This is a genomic window from Streptomyces sp. NPDC052687 (assembly GCF_040678395.1).
Taxonomy (GTDB): domain Bacteria; phylum Actinomycetota; class Actinomycetes; order Streptomycetales; family Streptomycetaceae; genus Streptomyces.
This window is the reverse complement of the sequence record NZ_JBFATR010000012.1, coordinates 106633-124498: the sequence shown is the minus strand read 5'-3', so window position 1 is coordinate 124498 and position 17866 is coordinate 106633. Positions and strand designations below refer to the sequence as shown.

Annotated in this window: 17 protein-coding genes; 5 read left to right on the top strand and 12 right to left on the bottom strand. The window is 72.5% G+C overall.

The annotated features are described in order from the left end of the window. Nucleotides 1-121: 121 nt before the first annotated feature. Complete coding sequence (locus AB0K92_RS13885) at nt 122-1702, bottom strand: FAD-binding oxidoreductase (RefSeq protein WP_365922468.1); 1581 nt, start codon at nt 1700-1702, stop codon at nt 122-124. Between the two features lie 411 nt (nt 1703-2113). On the opposite strand from AB0K92_RS13885, the gene pstS reads away from it, so the two are divergent. The 4 genes from pstS (at nt 2114) to pstB (ending at nt 6252) form a co-directional block, all read left to right on the top strand. Further along, nucleotides 2114-3238, top strand: coding sequence for a phosphate ABC transporter substrate-binding protein PstS (gene pstS, locus AB0K92_RS13880; protein ID WP_365922466.1), 1125 nt, complete (start codon nt 2114-2116; stop codon nt 3236-3238). Between the two features lie 128 nt (nt 3239-3366). Next, nucleotides 3367-4374, top strand: coding sequence for a phosphate ABC transporter permease subunit PstC (pstC, locus tag AB0K92_RS13875; protein ID WP_365922464.1), 1008 nt, complete (start codon nt 3367-3369; stop codon nt 4372-4374). Continuing rightward, complete coding sequence (pstA, locus tag AB0K92_RS13870; protein ID WP_365922462.1) at nt 4371-5429, top strand: phosphate ABC transporter permease PstA; 1059 nt, start codon at nt 4371-4373, stop codon at nt 5427-5429. The genes pstC and pstA overlap by 4 nt, the downstream gene beginning before the upstream one ends. 46 nt (nt 5430-5475) lie before the next feature. Continuing rightward, nucleotides 5476-6252 (top strand): phosphate ABC transporter ATP-binding protein PstB, encoded by a 777-nt coding sequence (gene pstB / locus AB0K92_RS13865; RefSeq protein ID WP_166000128.1) that lies wholly within the window; start codon nt 5476-5478, stop codon nt 6250-6252. Between the two features lie 160 nt (nt 6253-6412). Here pstB and AB0K92_RS13860 read toward each other — a convergent pair whose 3' ends face one another. Next, entirely contained in the window at nt 6413-7411 is a 999-nt protein-coding gene (locus AB0K92_RS13860; protein ID WP_365922460.1) for an inorganic phosphate transporter, read from the bottom strand. A 7-nt stretch (nt 7412-7418) separates the two neighbouring features. Further along, nucleotides 7419-8039 (bottom strand): DUF47 family protein, encoded by a 621-nt coding sequence (locus AB0K92_RS13855; RefSeq protein WP_166000123.1) that lies wholly within the window; start codon nt 8037-8039, stop codon nt 7419-7421. Between the two features lie 224 nt (nt 8040-8263). Between AB0K92_RS13855 and AB0K92_RS13850 the strand changes: the two genes are divergently transcribed. Further along, entirely contained in the window at nt 8264-8647 is a 384-nt protein-coding gene (locus AB0K92_RS13850; protein WP_365922458.1) for a metal-sensitive transcriptional regulator, read from the top strand. A 15-nt stretch (nt 8648-8662) separates the two neighbouring features. Here the strand turns inward: AB0K92_RS13850 and AB0K92_RS13845 are convergent, their stop codons facing one another. The 9 genes from AB0K92_RS13845 to mshD all read right to left on the bottom strand — a co-directional run bounded on the left by AB0K92_RS13845 (nt 8663) and on the right by mshD (nt 17790). Continuing rightward, the gene (locus tag AB0K92_RS13845) at nt 8663-8839 is read right to left on the bottom strand and encodes a hypothetical protein (protein WP_166000117.1); all 177 of its coding nucleotides are present in this window, start codon (nt 8837-8839) and stop codon (nt 8663-8665) included. 157 nt (nt 8840-8996) lie between these two features. Then, a complete protein-coding gene (locus AB0K92_RS13840) occupies nt 8997-9836 on the bottom strand; it encodes a hypothetical protein (RefSeq protein ID WP_365922456.1) in 840 nt (279 codons plus the stop codon). A gap of 339 nt (nt 9837-10175) precedes the next feature. After that, nucleotides 10176-10652 (bottom strand): NUDIX hydrolase, encoded by a 477-nt coding sequence (locus AB0K92_RS13835; protein ID WP_365922454.1) that lies wholly within the window; start codon nt 10650-10652, stop codon nt 10176-10178. A gap of 56 nt (nt 10653-10708) precedes the next feature. Further along, nucleotides 10709-11749, bottom strand: coding sequence for a CHAD domain-containing protein (locus AB0K92_RS13830; RefSeq protein WP_365922497.1), 1041 nt, complete (start codon nt 11747-11749; stop codon nt 10709-10711). Nucleotides 11750-11813: 64 nt separating this feature from the next. Then, nucleotides 11814-14186 carry an RNA degradosome polyphosphate kinase gene (locus AB0K92_RS13825; RefSeq protein WP_365922452.1) on the bottom strand — a complete coding sequence of 791 codons (2373 nt, stop codon included), beginning with the start codon at nt 14184-14186 and terminating at the stop codon, nt 11814-11816. 254 nt (nt 14187-14440) lie between these two features. After that, nucleotides 14441-15430, bottom strand: a complete 990-nt coding sequence (locus tag AB0K92_RS13820; RefSeq protein WP_365922450.1) for an ABC transporter permease — start codon at nt 15428-15430, stop codon at nt 14441-14443. Next, nucleotides 15427-16380, bottom strand: coding sequence for an ABC transporter ATP-binding protein (locus AB0K92_RS13815; RefSeq protein ID WP_365922448.1), 954 nt, complete (start codon nt 16378-16380; stop codon nt 15427-15429). Before AB0K92_RS13815 ends, AB0K92_RS13820 begins: the two co-directional genes overlap by 4 nt. Then, a complete protein-coding gene (locus AB0K92_RS13810) occupies nt 16377-16763 on the bottom strand; it encodes a GntR family transcriptional regulator (RefSeq protein WP_365922446.1) in 387 nt (128 codons plus the stop codon). The genes AB0K92_RS13815 and AB0K92_RS13810 overlap by 4 nt, the downstream gene beginning before the upstream one ends. Nucleotides 16764-16863: 100 nt before the next feature. After that, nucleotides 16864-17790, bottom strand: a complete 927-nt coding sequence (gene mshD / locus AB0K92_RS13805) for a mycothiol synthase (RefSeq protein WP_365922444.1) — start codon at nt 17788-17790, stop codon at nt 16864-16866. Nucleotides 17791-17866 lie beyond the last annotated feature (76 nt).

Sequence of the window (17866 nt, the reverse complement as noted above, 5' to 3'; positions counted from 1 at the left end):
TGGGCGGCGCCTCCCCGTCCAGTGGGTCTCCCGTGAGGCGCCTCCTCCGTCGGGTGCCTGTCGGGTCCCTCCCGCCTCACGGCGCCCCACCTCCCAGTGCCGCACCTCCCAGTGCCCCGCCTCACAGCGCCTGCGGATACGTGAACACCCGGCCCGGGTCGTACGTCCGCTTCAGCTTCGTCAGGCGTGGGACCGCGTCGCCGTAGTACGCGGTGCGCCAGTTCGTCAGGGCCGCGTCCGCGTAGTTCTGGTAGGCCGCGCCCGAGGCGTGCGGGCGCATCGCGTGGTGGGCGGAATCCAGCCAGGCCCGGGCGGTGGAGCCGGAGGTGCCCGTGCGCCAGGAGACGAGGTACTGGGCGAGCATCCGGGAGCGGCGGTGGACGAACGCCGTCGCCGTCGGCGAGACGCGGTTGATCGCGCCGCCCAGCGCGGTGAGCGCGATGCTGCCCGCGCCGCCCCGCACGTCCTTGATGCGGGTGAGCAGGGTCTGGATGCCCGCCGTGGACAGGGAGCGGTCGAAGAAGTCGGAGCGGGCCGCGTAGGTCTCCCGGGCCAGCGCGCCCTGGGGTGAGCGGCCCGGCGTGGTGCCGGGCAGGTGGCACTGGGCGTCGGTGGAGAAGGAGGCGCAGCCGGCGTAGACCTCCATGGCCTCCTCGTAGGAGCGGCGGCGCAGCGAGACGCTGCTCGCGGACGCGCCGACGCGGGCGGCCAGGCGGTCGACCGCGTTCTGCAGTTCGCCGTACGTGCCGAGGGAGAAGGCCGCCACGGAGACCTTCGGGGCGCCGCCGGCCGAGCAGGCCAGGTGGAGCGAGGACCAGATCTCGTCCGGCTGGTCCGGGCCCCACTCCTGCCAGGCCTTCACCACGGCCGCCGCCTTCGCCCACGGCCAGGACAGGTACGCCGTCACCGCCTGCGGGGCGGGGTGGGTGCGGAAGTGGAGTTCGGTGACGACGCCGAAGTTGCCGTTGCCCGCGCCGCGCAGGGCCCAGAAGAGGTCCTTGTGGTGGGTGGCGTCGGCGGTGATCTGCTTGCCGTCGGCCGTGACGAGCGTGGCGGCCGTGAGGCTGTCGCAGGTCAGGCCGTACGCCCGGGAGACCACGCCGTGTCCGCCGCCGAGGACCAGGCCGGAGACGCCGACCGTGGGGCACGAGCCGGCCGGGACGGTGACGCCCTTCGCCGCCAGCGCGCGGTAGACGTCGATCAGCTTGGCGCCGGCGCCGACCACGGCGGAACTCCCGCTCGCCCGCACCCGGTTCAGCCGGGAGACGTCGATGATCAGGCGGCCGTTGCCGGAGGACCAGCCCGCGTAGGAGTGGCCGCCGTTGCGGATGGCGACGCGCAGTTCGTGGGCGCGGGCGTAGGCGAGGGTGGTGGTGATGTCGTCGGCGTGGGCGACGTAGGCGACGGCGGCGGGCTTCAGGGCGTCGAAGCGGGTGTTGTAGAGCTGGCGGGCGGTGGCCCAGGCGGTGTCGCCGGGGCGGATCAGGGCGCCGTCGAGGTCGCGGGCGAGGGCGCCCCACTGGGCGGAGGCCCGGGTGGCGGCGCTGGTCGTGGCCGTCCGGGTGCCGGCGGCTGCACCCGTGCCGGTGCCGGTCGCGGTGGCCGTCGCCTGGGCGCGGCCGGTGCCGCCGCCGCAGGCCGCCACGGAGACCGCCGCCGCGAGCGCGGCCGTGCCGCCGCCGATGAACGTACGCCGTTCCATGTGCTGCCTGCCTTCGCCCGACGGGTGCTCTCAGGGAACGAGACGGGGTCCGCGGGCGGCGGGTTCCCTACCCGATCGGGTACTCCCGCTGTGTACGGAAAGTGGTGTACTTTCCACGCAAATGCTCCATTTGCTCGCTCTTGGGAGTTCGCAGTGCCGACAGCCGTGCAGGCCGGGACCGGGACCTCCACGTGTTCTCCCTGTAAGCATTCCGTGACCTAACCGCACCGTCCGCAGGGGTTCACCCCCCGTTCACTTCCGGCCATAGGCGGCTTCACCTGATCTGCCTAATTTCGGCCTTGCTGACGACGAGCGCGCCCGGATGCCACGTCCGCCCTCGCGCCCGTCTCACCCGCACTTCTCGCACGCCGCCGGATTCAGGACGGCGGCTCCCGGAAGGAACTCCCGAAAGTGAAGCTTCAGCGCAAGAACCGGCGGGCCCTCACCCTCGGTGCTCTCGCCGTCTCCGGCGCCCTGGCCCTCACGGCGTGCGGCTCCGACGACCCCGGCACCAGTGCCGACCCGACGGGCGGTACGCAGGCGGCCGGCTCGATCAAGTGTGACGACGCCCAGGGCCAGCTGCTGGCCGACGGCTCTTCGGCGCAGAAGAACGCGATCGACGCCTGGGTGAAGCAGTTCACCCAGCAGTGCAAGGGCGTTCAGGTCAACTACAAGGGCGGCGGCTCCGGCGCCGGCGTCACCGCCTTCACGCAGGGCACGGTCGCCTTCGCCGGCTCCGACTCCGCGCTGGACTCCGAGGAGATCGCGGCCTCCAAGAAGGTCTGCTCCGGCGGCCAGGGCATCGACCTGCCGATGGTCGGCGGCCCGATCGCCGTCGGCTACAACGTGCCGGGTGTCGACAAGCTGGTCCTCGACGCGCCGACCATCGCCAAGATCTTCGACAGCAAGATCACCAAGTGGAACGACGCGGCGATCAAGAAGCTGAACCCGGACGCCAAGCTGCCCGACCTCAAGATCCAGGCGTTCCACCGCTCGGACGAGTCCGGCACCACGGACAACTTCACCAAGTACCTGATCGCCGCCACCCCGGAGAACTGGAAGTACGAGGGCGGCAAGGCCTGGCAGGCCAAGGGCGGCCAGTCCGCCGCGGGCTCCTCCGGTGTCGCCCAGCAGGTCAAGCAGACCGCCGGCGCCATCAGCTACATGGAGCTGTCGTACGCCAAGGACGGCATCAAGGCCGCCGCCATCGACACGGGCGCCGGCGAGCCGGTCGAGGCCACCGTCGAGAACGCCACCAAGGCCATCGCGGACGCCAAGGTCGTGGGCACCGGCAAGGACCTCGCCCTGGAGCTGAACTACGCCACCAAGGCCGAGGGCGCCTACCCGATCACCCTCGTCACCTACGAGATCGTCTGCGACAAGGGCAACAAGCAGGAGACCCTGCCCGCCACCAAGGCCTTCCTGCGCTACATCGCCAGCGAGGACGGCCAGAAGGTCCTCGCCGCCAACGACTACGCGCCGATGCCCGCGGACATCATCGCCAAGGTCCGCACCACCATCGAAGAGCTGAGCTGACCCGAGTGCGGTCCGGTCCCGAGCGGGACCGGACCGCACCGTCCGGTGCACCGCCGCCCGGAGCAGCGCCCCGCGCACCGCTCCACCGAGCCGCCCGCCGAGCGCGGCTCCGCAGACCGGAGACCCCGATGGACATAACGACAGCACCCACCGACGCACCTCCCCCCAGCCCACAGCCCACCCTGCCCGAGCAGAAGCGCGCGGCCCGCGGCGCCACCCGGCCCGGCGACCGCATCTTCCTGGGCCTGTCCCGCGGCTCGGGCATCCTGCTGCTGGCGATCATGGCCGCCATCGCGGTCTTCCTCAGCTGGCGGGCCGCCCTCGCGATCAGCGAGAACGAGGGCGACTTCCTCACCACCTTCGAGTGGAACACCAGCGCCCAGCCGCCGGTCTTCGGCATCGCGGTCCTGGCCTACGGCACGATCGTGTCCTCGGTCATCGCCATGGTCATCGCGGTCCCGATCGCCGTCGCCATCGCGCTGTTCCTCACCCACTACGCCCCCCGCCGGCTGAGCGGCCCGATCGCCTACGTGATCGACCTGCTCGCCGCCGTGCCGTCCATCGTGTACGGCCTGTGGGGCGCCCTGATCCTCGTCCCGCACATGGACGGCCTGTTCGGCTGGCTGGACGACTACTTCGGCTGGACCGGCGTCTTCGACTGGGAGGGCGGCGCCCCCCGCTCGATGCTCACCGTCGGCATCCTGCTGGCGATCATGATCCTGCCGATCATCACCAACGTCAGCCGCGAGGTCTTCAAGCAGGTCCCGCAGATGCACGAGGAGGCGGCCCTGGCCCTCGGCGCCACGCGCTGGGAGGTCATCCGCATGGCGGTGCTGCCGTTCGGCCGCTCCGGCGTGATCTCGGCCTCGATGCTCGGCCTCGGCCGCGCGCTCGGCGAGACCATGGCCGTCGCCACCGTCCTGTCGCCGGACTTCCTGATCCACGCCAGCCTGCTCAACCCGGGCGGCGGCACCTTCGCCCAGAACATCGCCAGCAAGTTCGGCGAGGCGACGGAGTTCGGCCGGGACGCGCTCATCGCCTCCGGTCTGGTCCTGTTCGTCATCACGCTGCTGGTCAACGGCGCGGCCCGCGCGATCATCGCCCGCCGCAAGGAGTACTCGGGGGCCAACGCATGAGCACCACGACCGCCGTCAAGCGCCCCAGCACGCTCCAGGGCGCCCGTCTGCCGAAGTGGTCCCCCTGGGCGATCGCCGCGGGCTCCGTCGCGGTGTCCGTCGGCGGCGGCCTCGCCGTCGGGATCGAGAGCCGGATCCAGTGGGGTCTGATCGCCGCGATCCTCTTCGTCCTCGGTACGTACGTCATCGCGGCGCGCGTCGAGGGCGGCCGTCAGGCCAAGGACCGCATCGCGACCTCGCTGGTCTGGGTCGCCTTCCTGCTCGCCGTGGTGCCGCTGGTCTCCCTGGTGTGGACGACCGTCTCGCGCGGTGTGAAGGTCCTCGACGGCTACTTCCTGACCCACTCCATGGGCCTCATCGCCGACTCCGAGCCGGGCGGCGGCATCTACCACGCCATCATCGGCACGCTGGAGCAGGTCGGCCTCGCCACCCTGATCGCCGCGCCGATCGGCGTGCTCACCGCGATCTACCTGGTGGAGTACGGGCGCGGCAACCTCGCCCGGGCCGTCACCTTCTTCGTCGACGTGATGACCGGCATCCCCTCGATCGTCGCCGGTCTGTTCATCCTCAGCCTGCTGCTGATCTTCGACATGGGCTTCTCCGGCTTCGCCGGCGCGCTGGCCCTGGCGATCCTGATGATGCCGGTGGTCGTCCGCTCCACCGAGGAGATGCTGAAGCTCGTCCCGAACGAGCTGCGGGAGGCCTCCCTGGCGCTCGGTGTGCCGAAGTGGCGGACCATCCTGAAGGTCGTCCTGCCGACCGCGGTCGGCGGCATCACCACGGGCATCATGCTCTCGGTCGCCCGCATCGCCGGTGAGACGGCGCCCGTGCTGCTGCTGGTGTTCGGCAACCCGTTCATCAACAACAACCCCTTCGAGGGCCCGCAGGCGTCGCTGCCGCTCTACATCTACCAGCAGTACTCGCAGAGCGCGGGCTCGCCCGCGGCCTACGACCGTGCCTGGGCGGCGTCGCTGACGCTGATCGCCTTCGTGATGATCCTGAACCTGGTGGCCCGCGGCATCGCCCGCTGGAAGGCCCCGAAGACCGGTCGCTGACGCGGCCAACGGCGACCGATCGAACCCTTGGGAAGTGACGTAAAAAATGGCCAAGCGAATCGACGTAAGCGGACTGACCGCCTACTACGGCTCCCACAAGGCGATCGAGGACATCTCGATGACCGTCGAGCCCCGCTCGGTGACGGCCTTCATCGGCCCGTCCGGCTGCGGCAAGTCGACGTTCCTGCGCACCCTGAACCGTATGCACGAGGTCACGCCCGGCGGGCGGGTCGAGGGCAAGGTGATGCTCGACGACGAGGACCTGTACGGCCACGGGGTCGACCCGGTGTCCGTGCGGCGCGAGGTCGGCATGGTGTTCCAGCGCCCGAACCCGTTCCCCACGATGTCGATCTTCGACAACGTGGCGGCCGGGCTGCGCCTGAACGGCAACTACAAGAAGAGCGAGCTGAGCGACATCGTCGAGAAGTCGCTGCGGGGCGCGAACCTCTGGAACGAGGTCAAGGACCGCCTGAACAAGCCGGGTTCCGGCCTCTCCGGCGGCCAGCAGCAGCGCCTGTGCATCGCGCGGGCGATCGCCGTCGAGCCGAACGTCCTGCTCATGGACGAGCCGTGCTCCGCCCTCGACCCGATCTCCACCCTCGCCATCGAGGACCTGATCGGCGAGCTGAAGGAACGGTTCACGATCGTCATCGTCACGCACAACATGCAGCAGGCGGCGCGTGTCTCGGACCGTACGGCGTTCTTCAACCTCGCCGCGGTCGGGCAGCCCGGCCGGCTGATCGAGATCGACGACACGGAGCGGATCTTCTCCAACCCGTCGGTCCAGGCGACCGAGGACTACATCTCCGGCCGCTTCGGCTGAGCCGACGACTCCTCGCGGTGCTGCATGGCGGTGCCACCGCGAGGTCGCAAAAGGGCCCGCCCCTGGCTCCCGGGGGCGGGCCCATCGCGTTGCCTGCGGCGCTTCGCGGCGGTGCTTCGGCGGCGGTGCCTCGGCGGCGCCGCCGCACGAGCGCCGGGTGCTACAGGAACGCCAGGTGCACCAGGCCGTACGAGGCCGCGGCCACCGTCGCCGCCGCCGGCATGGTGATGAACCAGCCGAGGACGATGTTCTTGGCGACGCCCCAGCGGACGGCGTTCACGCGCTTGGTGGCGCCGACGCCCATGATCGCGGAGGTGATGACATGGGTGGTGGAGATCGGTGCGTGGAAGAGGAACGCGGAGCCGAACATGATCGTCGCGCCGGTGGTCTCGGCGGCGAAGCCCTGCGGCGGGTCCAGCTCGATGATCTTGCGGCCGAGGGTGCGCATGATGCGCCAGCCGCCCGCGTAGGTGCCCGCCGACAGCATCACGGCGCAGGCGACCTTGACCCAGATCGGGATCGGGTCACCGTAGTCCTCGACGTCGGCGATGACCAGGGCCATGACCACGATGCCCATGGTCTTCTGGGCGTCCTGGAGGCCGTGGCCGAGCGCCATGCCCGCCGCGGACACCGTCTGCGCTATCCGGAAGCCGCGCTTGGCCTTGTGCGGGTTGGTGCGCCGGAACATCCACATGATGGCCGTCATCACGAGGTAGCCGGCCAGGAGGCCCACCACCGGTGACACGAACATCGGGATGACGATCTTCTCCAGCACGCCGTCCCAGTACACGGTCGTCCCGCCGGCCAGCGCCGCGCCCACCATGCCGCCGAACAGCGCGTGGGAGGAGGAGGACGGCAGGCCGAAGTACCAGGTGACGAGGTTCCAGACGATCGCGCCGACCAGCGCGGCGAAGAGGATCCCCATGCCGGTGGAGCCCTCGGGCGTCTGGATCAGGCCCTCGCTGACCGTCTTGGCGACCCCGGAGCCGAGGAACGCCCCCGCGAGGTTCATCACGGCCGCCATCGCGAGCGCCGCGCGCGGGGTGAGCGCGCGCGTCGACACGGAGGTGGCGATCGCGTTGGCCGAGTCGTGGAAGCCGTTGGTGTAGGTGAAGAAGAGTGCGACCAGGATGGTCACGACCAGGGCGAAGGTGTCCATCGACGCCTCAGGACTCCTTGACGGCGATGGTCTCCACCGTGTTCGCCACGTGTTCGAAAGCGTCGGCGGCCTCTTCGAGGACGTCGACGATCTGCTTGAGCTTCAGCACCTCGATGGCGTCGTACTTGCCGTTGAAGAGGTGGGCGAGCAGCTTGCGGTGGATCTGGTCGGCCTGGTTCTCGAGGCGGTTGACCTCGATCCAGTACTCGGTGAGGTTCTCCATCGTGCGCAGGTGCGGCATGGCCTCGGCGGTCAGCTCCGCCGCCCGCGCCAGCACCTCGATCTGCTGCTCCACGCCCTTGGGCAGCTCGTCGACGTTGTAGAGGACGACCAGGTCGACGGCCTCCTCCATGAAGTCCATGATGTCGTCGAGGGAGGAGGCGAGGGAGTAGATGTCCTCGCGGTCGAAGGGCGTGATGAAGGAGGAGTTCAGCTGGTGGAAGATCGCGTGCGTGGCGTCGTCACCTGCGTGTTCCGCTGCCCGCATACGCTCCGCGATCTCGGCCCGGGCGGAGGCGTCCGCCCCGAGCAGTTCCATCAGGAGCTTCGAGCCCGTGACGATGTTGTCCGCGGAGGCGGCGAACATGTCGTAGAAGCTCGTCTCCCTGGGGGTCAGACGAAAGCGCACGTGGGGTCCTCGGGATGCATCGGTTTCGGTCAGGCTGATGCTAGGCGCATCATCCGGCCACGGCTATCGGGCCGTCCCCCAGTGTCGCCCATCGGGCAGAGTTATCGGCACGGGGGCGTCGCGGGGGCGCGGTGCAGCCTGCCGGCAAGGGGCGCATACCCGGCAAAGTCCAGTACGATATACCCAGTAGGGGTATGGGGATGGGTTTGTGGATGGAGGACGCTATGACGACCACCGAGGCCGGCGCCGGTGCGCCCGCCGAAGCCGTCGCGGAGGCGGCCGCGGAGGGTTCCGTTGAGGCCGTGGTGACCGATCACGACCGCGGGCTCCACGGGTACCACCACCAGAAGGACGAGCACCTCAAGCGGCTGCGCCGGATCGAGGGCCAGATCCGCGGCCTGCAGCGGATGGTCGACGAGGACGTCTACTGCATCGACATACTCACCCAGGTCTCGGCCTCCACGAAGGCCCTGCAGTCCTTCGCGCTCCAGCTGCTGGAGGAGCACCTGCGGCACTGCGTGGCCGACGCGGCGCTCAAGGGCGGGGACGAGATCAACGCCAAGGTCGAGGAGGCCACCAAGGCGATCGGGCGGATGCTGCGCACCTGACCCCGCCGGTCCGTCCTACGGTCTCGGCGCGCTCGCGCGTTCCTCGGCCACCCGCAGGACCTGGTCGATGCTCTCCATGCTGAGCCGGTCCTCGGCGGCCGAGGCCGCGATGATCAGCTCTCCGCACAGCTCGATCTCGGCGAGGGCCACGTGGTCCTGAACCGCCGGACCGCCGACCGGAGCCACGCGCATCACCTCTTCTCTGCCGTCACCGCTTCCTAGAGTAGGGAGCGGCCCGCGCACCGCGCATGGCACGGACGGGCTAGTTCCAGCCGGTCACCTCTCCCGTGCGCGGCCCCCTCAGCCGTCCCCCGGACCCGTCCCCCGGCCCGTCCCTCCGCGCGTGCGCTCACTGCTCCGCGATCCGGCCCGCGTAGATGTCCCGCGCGGGCGGCAGCCGTACGTCGGCGGGGGTGCCGAAGGCGTACAGCAGGGTCGTGGAGGCCACCGCCACGGCGGTCTTCCCGCTGCCGTTGACGAAGCTGAAGCGGTGCCGGACCTTGCGGATGCGGCCCTCGTCGTCCAGGAAGACGTCGAACGGGACCTCGGCCGTGGCGAACCCCTCCGCCGCCGCCGCGAGCGACGCCCTCCCGCCGGGCGAGGCCTTCTTCGCGGCCTCGGCGAGGTGCGCGGTGCCGCGGTAGTGGCGCACCGGCGTGCCCGCGAACCGCGTCCGGCCGACATACGTCGCCGTCCGCGCCCCGCGCAGCACCTCCGCCGCGGCGAGCGGATCGGTGGCGCCGCCGGTGACCAGGTTGCCGTCGGAGAGCGTGCCGGTGTCGACCCGGACCCACTTGTCGGCCGGGACGCCCGCGCCGCGGTTCTTCATGTAGAGGGCGCCCGGCGTGAGGAGTTCGGTGATGGGGCGGCGCTCGGCCGTGCCCGCCGGGTCGTGCGGGAGCATCACCTTCAGGCGGCCCAGGCCGCGCGTGTAGTCGTAGACGCCCTCGCCGCGGATCGTCACGCGGGTGCCGCCGGTAGCCATCTCCATCGACGTGCGCGCCTTCGAGGTACCCGCGGCCACCAGGACGTCGGCGGCCCGGTGCAGGGTCCCGACCGGGTCGGCGGCCGCGGCGTCGTCGGCCGCCGCGCCGCTGCTCTGGCATCCCGTGGCGCCCAGGCAGACCCAGGCCATCAGCCCCGCCGCGACGACCGTCCCGCCCGCCCTGCCGTGCTGCCGCTCCGCCATCGCCTGCCTACCCCCAGCCGTCCGTCGGTCCGTCACGGGCCCCGTGTTGTCCGGTTAACGACGGGTAGGTTGGGCCGTCACGCCGCCGGGGCGGGGCGCGCGGCGCGGGCGGAGGGCTCTCCACGGGCTGTTCACCTTCACCGGTTACCGTGACGGCGTGACCGAGCAGGACAGGCTCGCCCCTGGCCGAAACCATGCGGAACACCGGGTGTCGACGGTGGAGCAGGGGCCGTTTTGTGTGGCGCGGTGCAGTTGCGGCTGGCGCGGGCCCGCCCGGCGGGCGCGCAGCCAGGCACGCACGGACGGGGCGGGGCACGCCGGTGAGGGGTGAGCCGGGCGTCAGACGTCGCGCAGGGCGGCCAGGAGCGCGTCCACCAGTTCCCTGTCGCGGGGGCGGGTGAGGCGGTCGCGGGCCGCGTCCGCGGGCAGCCACAGGATCCGGTCGACCTCGTCGGTGGGCACGAAGGTGCCGGGGCCGGCCTCGGCCGCCCAGTAACGGACCTCCTTGGGGCGGCCGTCGGCCAGGTAGCGCGCGGTCGGCAGCTCGGCGCCCGGCACCGCGGTGTGGCCGGTCTCCTCCTCCACCTCGCGCAGCGCGCCGGACAGCGGGTCCTCGTCCCGCTTCAGCTTGCCCTTGGGGTGCGACCAGTCGTCGTACCTGGGGCGGTGCACCAGGCAGATCTCCACCGCCGCGCCGGCCGCCGGGCGGCGCCACAGCACACAGCCGGCGGCCCGGACCGGGTCACCGGCCCCGGCGGCGGCCGGGACGCCGGCCTGCCGACCGGTCGGGGGGCGCTGCCCGCCGTCCGCGCTCACGGGGTGCTCACCATGGTCATGGGGTGCTCTCCGCGCTCACGGGCTGCTCACCGCGCTCATGGCGTGCTCACCGTCTGCTTCTGCCAGGACTGCTGGAACGCGAACCGGGCCGCCTCCACCTCGTGGCGCTGGTCGGCGTGCAGGACGCCGAGGGCGTAGGCGGTGGCGGGGGCGATCCGCGGGGTGCGGGCCGCGGCGGCGGCCGCGGCGGCGGCCTCGGAGGCGTCGCGGTGCCGGTTCAGGGCCTGACCCGCGGCCAGCAGGCGGACGTCGACCGGGCCCGCCTCACCCTCCAGGACCTCACGGGCGTAGCGGTGCAGGCGCAGCAGGAGGCGGACCTGGTGCCAGGGGGCGTCCTGCGGGTGCGGGGCCGGGTCGGGGGAGAGGCCGTGGATCAGCGCCTCGGCGTTGTACGGGCTGCCCGCGGTGACCAGGGGCAGGGCGGCGACCGCGGCCGTGAGGCGCTCCTGTGCCGCGGTGGCGAGCGGGCGCAGGTCGGTCGCCGCGGCGGTGGCGGTGAGCGGGACCTCGCTGGCGAGTAAGGCGACCTTGTCGGCCACCGCGTGGAAGCGGGAGGAGCCGAGGGCCTGCAGGGCGGTGGAGTGGGCCCGGGTGCGGGCGAGGGTGAGCTGGCGGTCGAGTAGGGCGCCGGCTTTCGCGGCGCCCACGGTGAGGCTGCCCCGCTCCGGACCGCCGCCGCCACCGCCGCCACCGCCGCCACCGCCCACGCGGGCCGTCGCGCCGGTGCCCGCCCGGTCCGGGAACGCCGCCGAGCCCGACAGCCGGTGCAGGGCGTTCAGCAGGCGGTCCAGGCGGGACGCGTAGGCGTGCTCCAGGGCCAGCGTGCCGGACAGCCAGGCCAGTTCGGGGCGCATGGCCTCGGACCAGTCGCTGTCCAGCAGCGGGCGGAAGGTGTGCAGGCTGCCGCTGATCCGGCGGGCCGAGCGGCGCAGCGCCCGGGCCGCGTCGAGGGAGTCCCCGGTGCCGGTCTCCCGGTGCTGGCGCAGGGCGCGCAGGAACTCCGTGGCCTGGGCGCGCAGATAGCCCGCGAGCGCGTCCCCGGTGGGGGGGCCTGCCCGCTCCGTGCCTGCCCGCACTGTGCCTGCCCGCTCCGGCGCGGCCGCCGGCTCGGGGCGCGGCCCGGCCACGGGGTCCGTCGGGTCAAGGTGTCGCTTTGCCACGCCGGCGCCTCCGGGCGTCTATGAGCATCTCCTGGATGTTCCGCAGGGGCGTGCCGTCCCCGTCCGTCGCGTGCCGGGTCCACTCGCCGTCGGGGCCCAGGTGCCAGGACGCGGTGGAGTCCGACATCCCGGTCTCCAGCAGCCGGCTGAGGGCGGCCCGGTGGGCGGGGTCGACGACCCGGACGAGGGCCTCTATCCGGCGGTCGAGGTTGCGGTGCATCATGTCCGCGCTGCCGATCCACACCTCGGGCTCGCCGCCGTTGGCGAAGGCGAAGATGCGGGAGTGTTCGAGGAACCGGCCGAGGACCGAGCGGACCCGGATGTTCTCCGACAGGCCCGCGACTCCCGGCCGCACCGCGCAGATGCCGCGCACCCACACGTCGACCGGCACGCCCGCCTGGGACGCCCGGTAGCAGGCGTCGATGACGGCCTCGTCGACCATCGAGTTGACCTTGATGCGGACGTAGGCGGGGCGGCCGGCGCGGTGGTGCTGGATCTCCTTGTTGATGCGGGAGATCAGGCCGTCGCGCAGCGACTTGGGGGCCACCAGGAGACGGCGGTAGGTCTCCCGGCGGGAGTAGCCGGAGAGGCGGTTGAAGAGGTCGGAGAGGTCCGCGCCGACCTGGGGGTCCGCGGTGAGCAGGCCGAGGTCCTCGTAGAGCCGGGCCGTCTTCGGGTGGTAGTTGCCGGTGCCGACGTGGCTGTAGCGCCGTAGCGTCTCGCCCTCCTGACGGACCACCAGGGACAGCTTGCAGTGGGTCTTCAGGCCGACGAGGCCGTAGACGACGTGGCAGCCGGCCTCCTCCAGCTTCTTCGCCCACTTGATGTTGGCGTGCTCGTCGAAGCGGGCCTTGATCTCGACGAGGACGAGGACCTGCTTGCCGGCCTCGGCCGCGTCTATGAGCGCGTTGACGATGGGGGAGTCGCCGGAGGTGCGGTAGAGGGTCTGCTTGATCGCGAGGACGTCGGGGTCCTCGGCGGCCTGCTCGATGAAGGCCTGCACCGACGTGGAGAACGAGTCGTAGGGGTGGTGCAGCAGCACGTCCCGCTGGCGCAGGGCGGCGAAGATGTCGGGCGGCGAGGAGGACTCGACCTCGGCGAGGTCGCGGTGGGTGCCGGCGATGAACTTGGGGTACTTCAGCTCGGGCCGGTCGAGGCCGTGTATGCGGAAGAGGCCGGTGAGGTCCAGGGGGCCGGGCAGCGGGTAGACCTCGGCCTCGCTGATCTTCAGCTCGCGCACCAGCAGGTCCAGCACCTCGCGGTCGATGGACTCCTCGACCTCCAGGCGCACCGGCGGCCCGAAGCGGCGCCGCATCAGCTCCTTCTCCAGGGCCTGGAGCAGGTTTTCGGCGTCGTCCTCCTCGACCTCCAGGTCCTCGTTGCGGGTGAGGCGGAAGGCGTGGTGCTCCAGCACCTCCATGCCCGGGAACAGCTCCTCCAGGTGGGCGGCGATCACGTCCTCGATGGGGACGTACCGGCCCGGGGAGGCCTCCAGGAAGCGGGACAGCAGCGGCGGCACCTTCACGCGGGCGAAGTGCCGGTGGCCGCTGACCGGGTTGCGCACGACGACGGCCAGGTTCAGGGACAGGCCGGAGATGTACGGGAAGGGGTGCGCGGGGTCCACGGCGAGCGGGGTGAGCACCGGGAAGATCTGGTGCTTGAAGAGGGTGAACAGGCGGGCCTGTTCCTTCTCGGTCAGCTCGCTCCAGCGGACCAGGTGGATGCCCTCCTCCGCGAGGGCGGGGGCGACGTCCTCGTGGTAGCAGGCGGCGTGCCGGGCCATCAGCTCGCGGGAGCGGGCCCAGATCATCTCCAGCACCTCGCGCGGCTGGAGGCCGGAGGCGGAGCGGGTGGCGACGCCGGTGGCGATACGGCGCTTCAGGCCGGCGACCCGGACCATGAAGAACTCGTCCAGGTTGCTGGCGAAGATCGCCAGAAAGTTCGCTCGTTCGAGCAGGGGGGTGTTCGGGTCCTCGGCGAGTTCGAGGACGCGCTCGTTGAACGCGAGCCAGCTGCGCTCCCGGTCGAGGAAGCGGCCCTGGGGCAGCTGGGCGCCGTCCGCCTGCTCCTCGTACACGTCGAGGTCCGAGTCGATGTCGGGTTCCAGATCGGAGACCGCCGCCGCCACGGTGTGCGGGCGGTGCGCGGCGATGGAGCCCACGGAGGGCTGGGCGTGCTGGACCTGCGGGACCGGTGCCTGGGCGTTCTGCTGGCTCATAGAGCCATTCTTCCGCGCCACGAGCGAGACAGGCGCGTCGGAGCGGGCGGGCGGGAGCACGGCGCTGGCGTCCGCGCTTCCGTTCCCGGAGGTCCCCTCGGGCGGGGGCGAAGGCTCTGGCACGGCGGGCTTCATTCGGCGAGCGTCGCAAGCGTGTCTGAATCGATGGTTACGGCGACATGACGTGTGGGCTAGCGCGCGACGGCCCGCGGGCGGCCTGGAGGGGGTGCGGGGGTTCCGGGGGTGGCGCGGGGGGTCTGTGGGGTGGGGCGCGGGTGCGTGCGCGGGGGCACCGGGGCGCGGTGGCGCAGAGGGCGCAGGGTGTGCGACGGGTGCGAGGGGTGCGTACGTCCCTCCCCCGCGGAGGGGCGTACGCGGGTCCAGGGGCCTCAGTGGGTGCGGCGGCGCAGCAGCCGGAAGGCGGCGAGGAGCGCGAGCGCCGTGACGGCGAGGACGAGGGCGGTCTCCATGAGCTGGAGCGGCCAGAAGTGGCCGGCGGGGTGGTAGTCGCGGTAGAAGCCGACGACGTCGTGCTCGGCGAGGCAGCGGGCGTCGTCGACGCAGATCGGGTCGTCGATCCGGGTGCCGTCGGCGGTCAGGGCACCGTCGTCGACGACCATGCCGATCCAGTCCGGGTACTGCTCCTTGTCGACCAGCGTCTCGGCCGGCCACAGGTGCGGGCGCACCGCGTCGAGCGCGGTGAGCAGGGCGATCTGGGCGGCCGCGGCGGCGGCGAGCGCGGGCAGGGCACGGCCCAGCAGCAGGCCGGCGAGGACGCCGACCGCCAGGCCGAGCAGGAGGTAGGCGACGAGCAGGGGGCCGTTGACGATGTACGTGGTGGTGCTGTGCCACTCCCGCCAGCCGTCCCGCAGCTCGCCGTCCGACGCCCACACCAGCCGGTGCAGCGCGGTCAGCGCGAGGGCGCCGGTGGTGAGGACCGCGGCGGGCACGGCGAGCTTGGCGGCCAGCCAGCGGGCCGGGGAGACGGACTGGACCCAGGCGAGCCGGGCGGTGCCGTTCTCCAGCTCGCGGCCGGTGAGCGCGCCGCCCGCCCAGGCCGCGACCAGGAGCGGGGCGACGGTGAGCAGCCCGGCGGCGAGGGCGAGGGCGAGGTCGTAGTTCTGGTAGGCGGGGCCCGCGTAGTCGCAGGACAGGTCGGGCGTGCCGGTGGGGCCGCAGTCCATCCGGCGGAACTCCTCCCAGGCGGCGTCCGCGCCCGGCCCGTACGCCCACAGCAGGGCCCCGGCGGCGACGGCGAGCAGCATCAGCCAGAACCAGAGCGCGGAGCGGTGCAGGCGCAGCATCAGCCAGGTCAGGCCGCGTGGCCCCCGGGTCGCGGGGGCGGTGCGGGCCGTGGCCGTGGTCGTCGTGGCGGTCATACGGCGGCCTCCGCGGTGGTGTCGTGGCCGTGCGCGGCGGTGCCGGTGCCGTGCGCGGTGGTGTCGGGGTGGAGTGCGGCGGGGTCGAGGTGGAGCGGCGGGGCGTCGGGGGCCCGCAGGTGGGCGAGGACCAGTTCCTCCAGGGTGGGCTCGGCGCGCTGCCAGCTGCCGGAGAGCGCGCCCCGCGGCCGGATCAGGGCGGTGAGCTGGCGTCCGGTGGTCCGGGACTCGACGACGGTGTGACCGGTGAGGTCGCCGTCGGCCGGGCCGCTGACCAGGGTGTGCGCGGCGAGCACGGCGTCGAGCGGGCCGGCCAGGCGGACCCGGCCGCCGCCGACGAGCAGCAGGTGGTCGCAGGAGCCCTCCAGCTCCGCCACCACGTGCGAGGACATGACCACCGTGGTGCCGTGGTCGGCGGCGTCCGCCATCAGGGTGCCCATCAGCTGGTGCCGGGCCAGCGGGTCGAGGCCGGCCATCGGCTCGTCCAGCAGCAGCACCTCGGGCCGCTTGCCGAGGGCGAGGGCGAGCGCGACGCGGGTGCGCTGGCCGCCGGAGAGGGAGCGGACTCGGGCGCCGGGGTCCAGGTCGCCCTCGGCGACGACGCGGGCGGCGAGGGCCGGGTCGAAGCGGCCGGGGTTCAGCTCCGCGCCGAGGCGCAGGGTGTCGGCGACGGTGAGCTGCGGGTGCAGCGGCTTGTCCTGGGCGACGTAGCCGACGCGCTCGCGGACCCGGGCCGGGTGCTCGCCCAGCACCCGGACGGTGCCCTCGGTGGGGGCGAGCAGTCCGGCGGCGAGGGCGAGCAGGGTGGACTTGCCGGCGCCGTTCGGGCCGACCAGGGCGCACACGCTGCCGGCGGGCAGCCGGAAGGTGCAGGCGTCCAGCGCCCGCCGCCGCCCCCCGCGGCCGAAGCTCCTGGCGAGGCCGGCCGCCTCGATGGCGGTGTCGGTCATTCCTGGTCCCCCTTGAAGTGCTTGTCCAGTACGGAAGTGAAGAGCGCGGCCACGTCGTCCCGTTCCAGCCCGGCCTCGCGGGCCTTCGCCGCCCACGCCTCCAGCTCGTCGCGCAGCGGGGAGTCGGCGGGCGCGGCGCCCAGGGAGCGCCGTACGAAGGTGCCGAGGCCGCGGCGGGCCTCCACCAGGCCCTCGCGTTCCAGTTCGCGGTAGGCCTTCAGCACGGTGTTCGGGTTGATGGCGGTGGCCGCCACGACCTCGCGGGCCGTGGGCAGCCGGTCGCCGGGCCGCAGCAGGCCGAGGCGCAGGGCCTGCTTGGTCTGCTGGACGATCTGCAGATAGGTGGCGACTCCGCTGCGCCGGTCGATGCGGTATTCGACCACTCGGCAACCACCCTTTCACTAATTGAGTAGTGAAAGGGTGGTACAAGGAAGGGGCGGCGTCAAGATCGCCGCCCCCTGTGGGGCCTTTACCGACCGATTCTCAGGTTTCGGTCCGGTACATGAGGTCCGTCTCGTATGTGGTGAATCCCAGGCCCTCGTACACCGACACGGCCGCCTTGTTGTCCGCGTCGACGTACAGCATCGCCGTCGGCAGGCCCTGCGCGGCCAGGTGGCGCAGGCCGATCAGAGTGAGCGCCTTGCCGAGGCCGCCGCCCTGCGCGCCGGGCGCGACCCCCACCACGTACACCTCGCCGAGCTGCTCCTCGGCGTGCGTCTTCGTCCAGTGGAAGCCGACCAGCTCGCCCGCGCGCTCGGCCAGGAAGAAGCCCGCCGGTTCGAACCACGGCTCGGCCTTGCGGTCGTCGAGGTCGCGCTGGGTGAGGGAGCCCTGCTCCGGATGGTGCGCGAAGGCCGCCGCGTTGACGGCGAGCCAGGCCGCGTCGTCCTGGCCGGGCACGAAGGTGCGGACGGTGACCCCGGCCGGCAGCACCGGCTCCGGCAGGTCGAACCCGGACAAAGGCCGCCGCATCTGCCGCAGTTCGCGGAACAGGGTCAGCCCCAGCACCTGCGCCAGATGCCGGGCGGCCGAGTGCCCGCCGTGCGCCCACACCCGCAGCCGCTTGCCGGAGGCGGCGAGCAGCGCCGTGCCGAGGGCGCGGCCGTGGCCGTGGCCGCGGTGCGAGGGGTGGACGACCAGCTCGGCGGCCGGGGCCTCGACCGGGTCGGTGTCCTCCAGCTGGGCATAGCCGACGAGTTCGCCGCCGCTGGTGAGCAGCAGATGGGAGACGCCCTCGCGCTCACCGCCGCGCAGCTGGAGCCGGCCCTGTTCGGACACCGCCTGCCGGCCGTCGACGCGGGCGGCCTGGGCGAGCAGGTCGAGAACGGCCTCGATCTGCCCGGGGGAGAGCGCCGCGTAGGTCTCCAGGGCGCGTGCGGGGCCGGGCCCTGCCAAGTCGTCGCTGGTCATGCCTACGAGAGTAAGGGGAGGCGCCGCCAAAACGGCGGCACGGGGGACAGCGCGGGCGAGCGCAAGGGGAAACCCA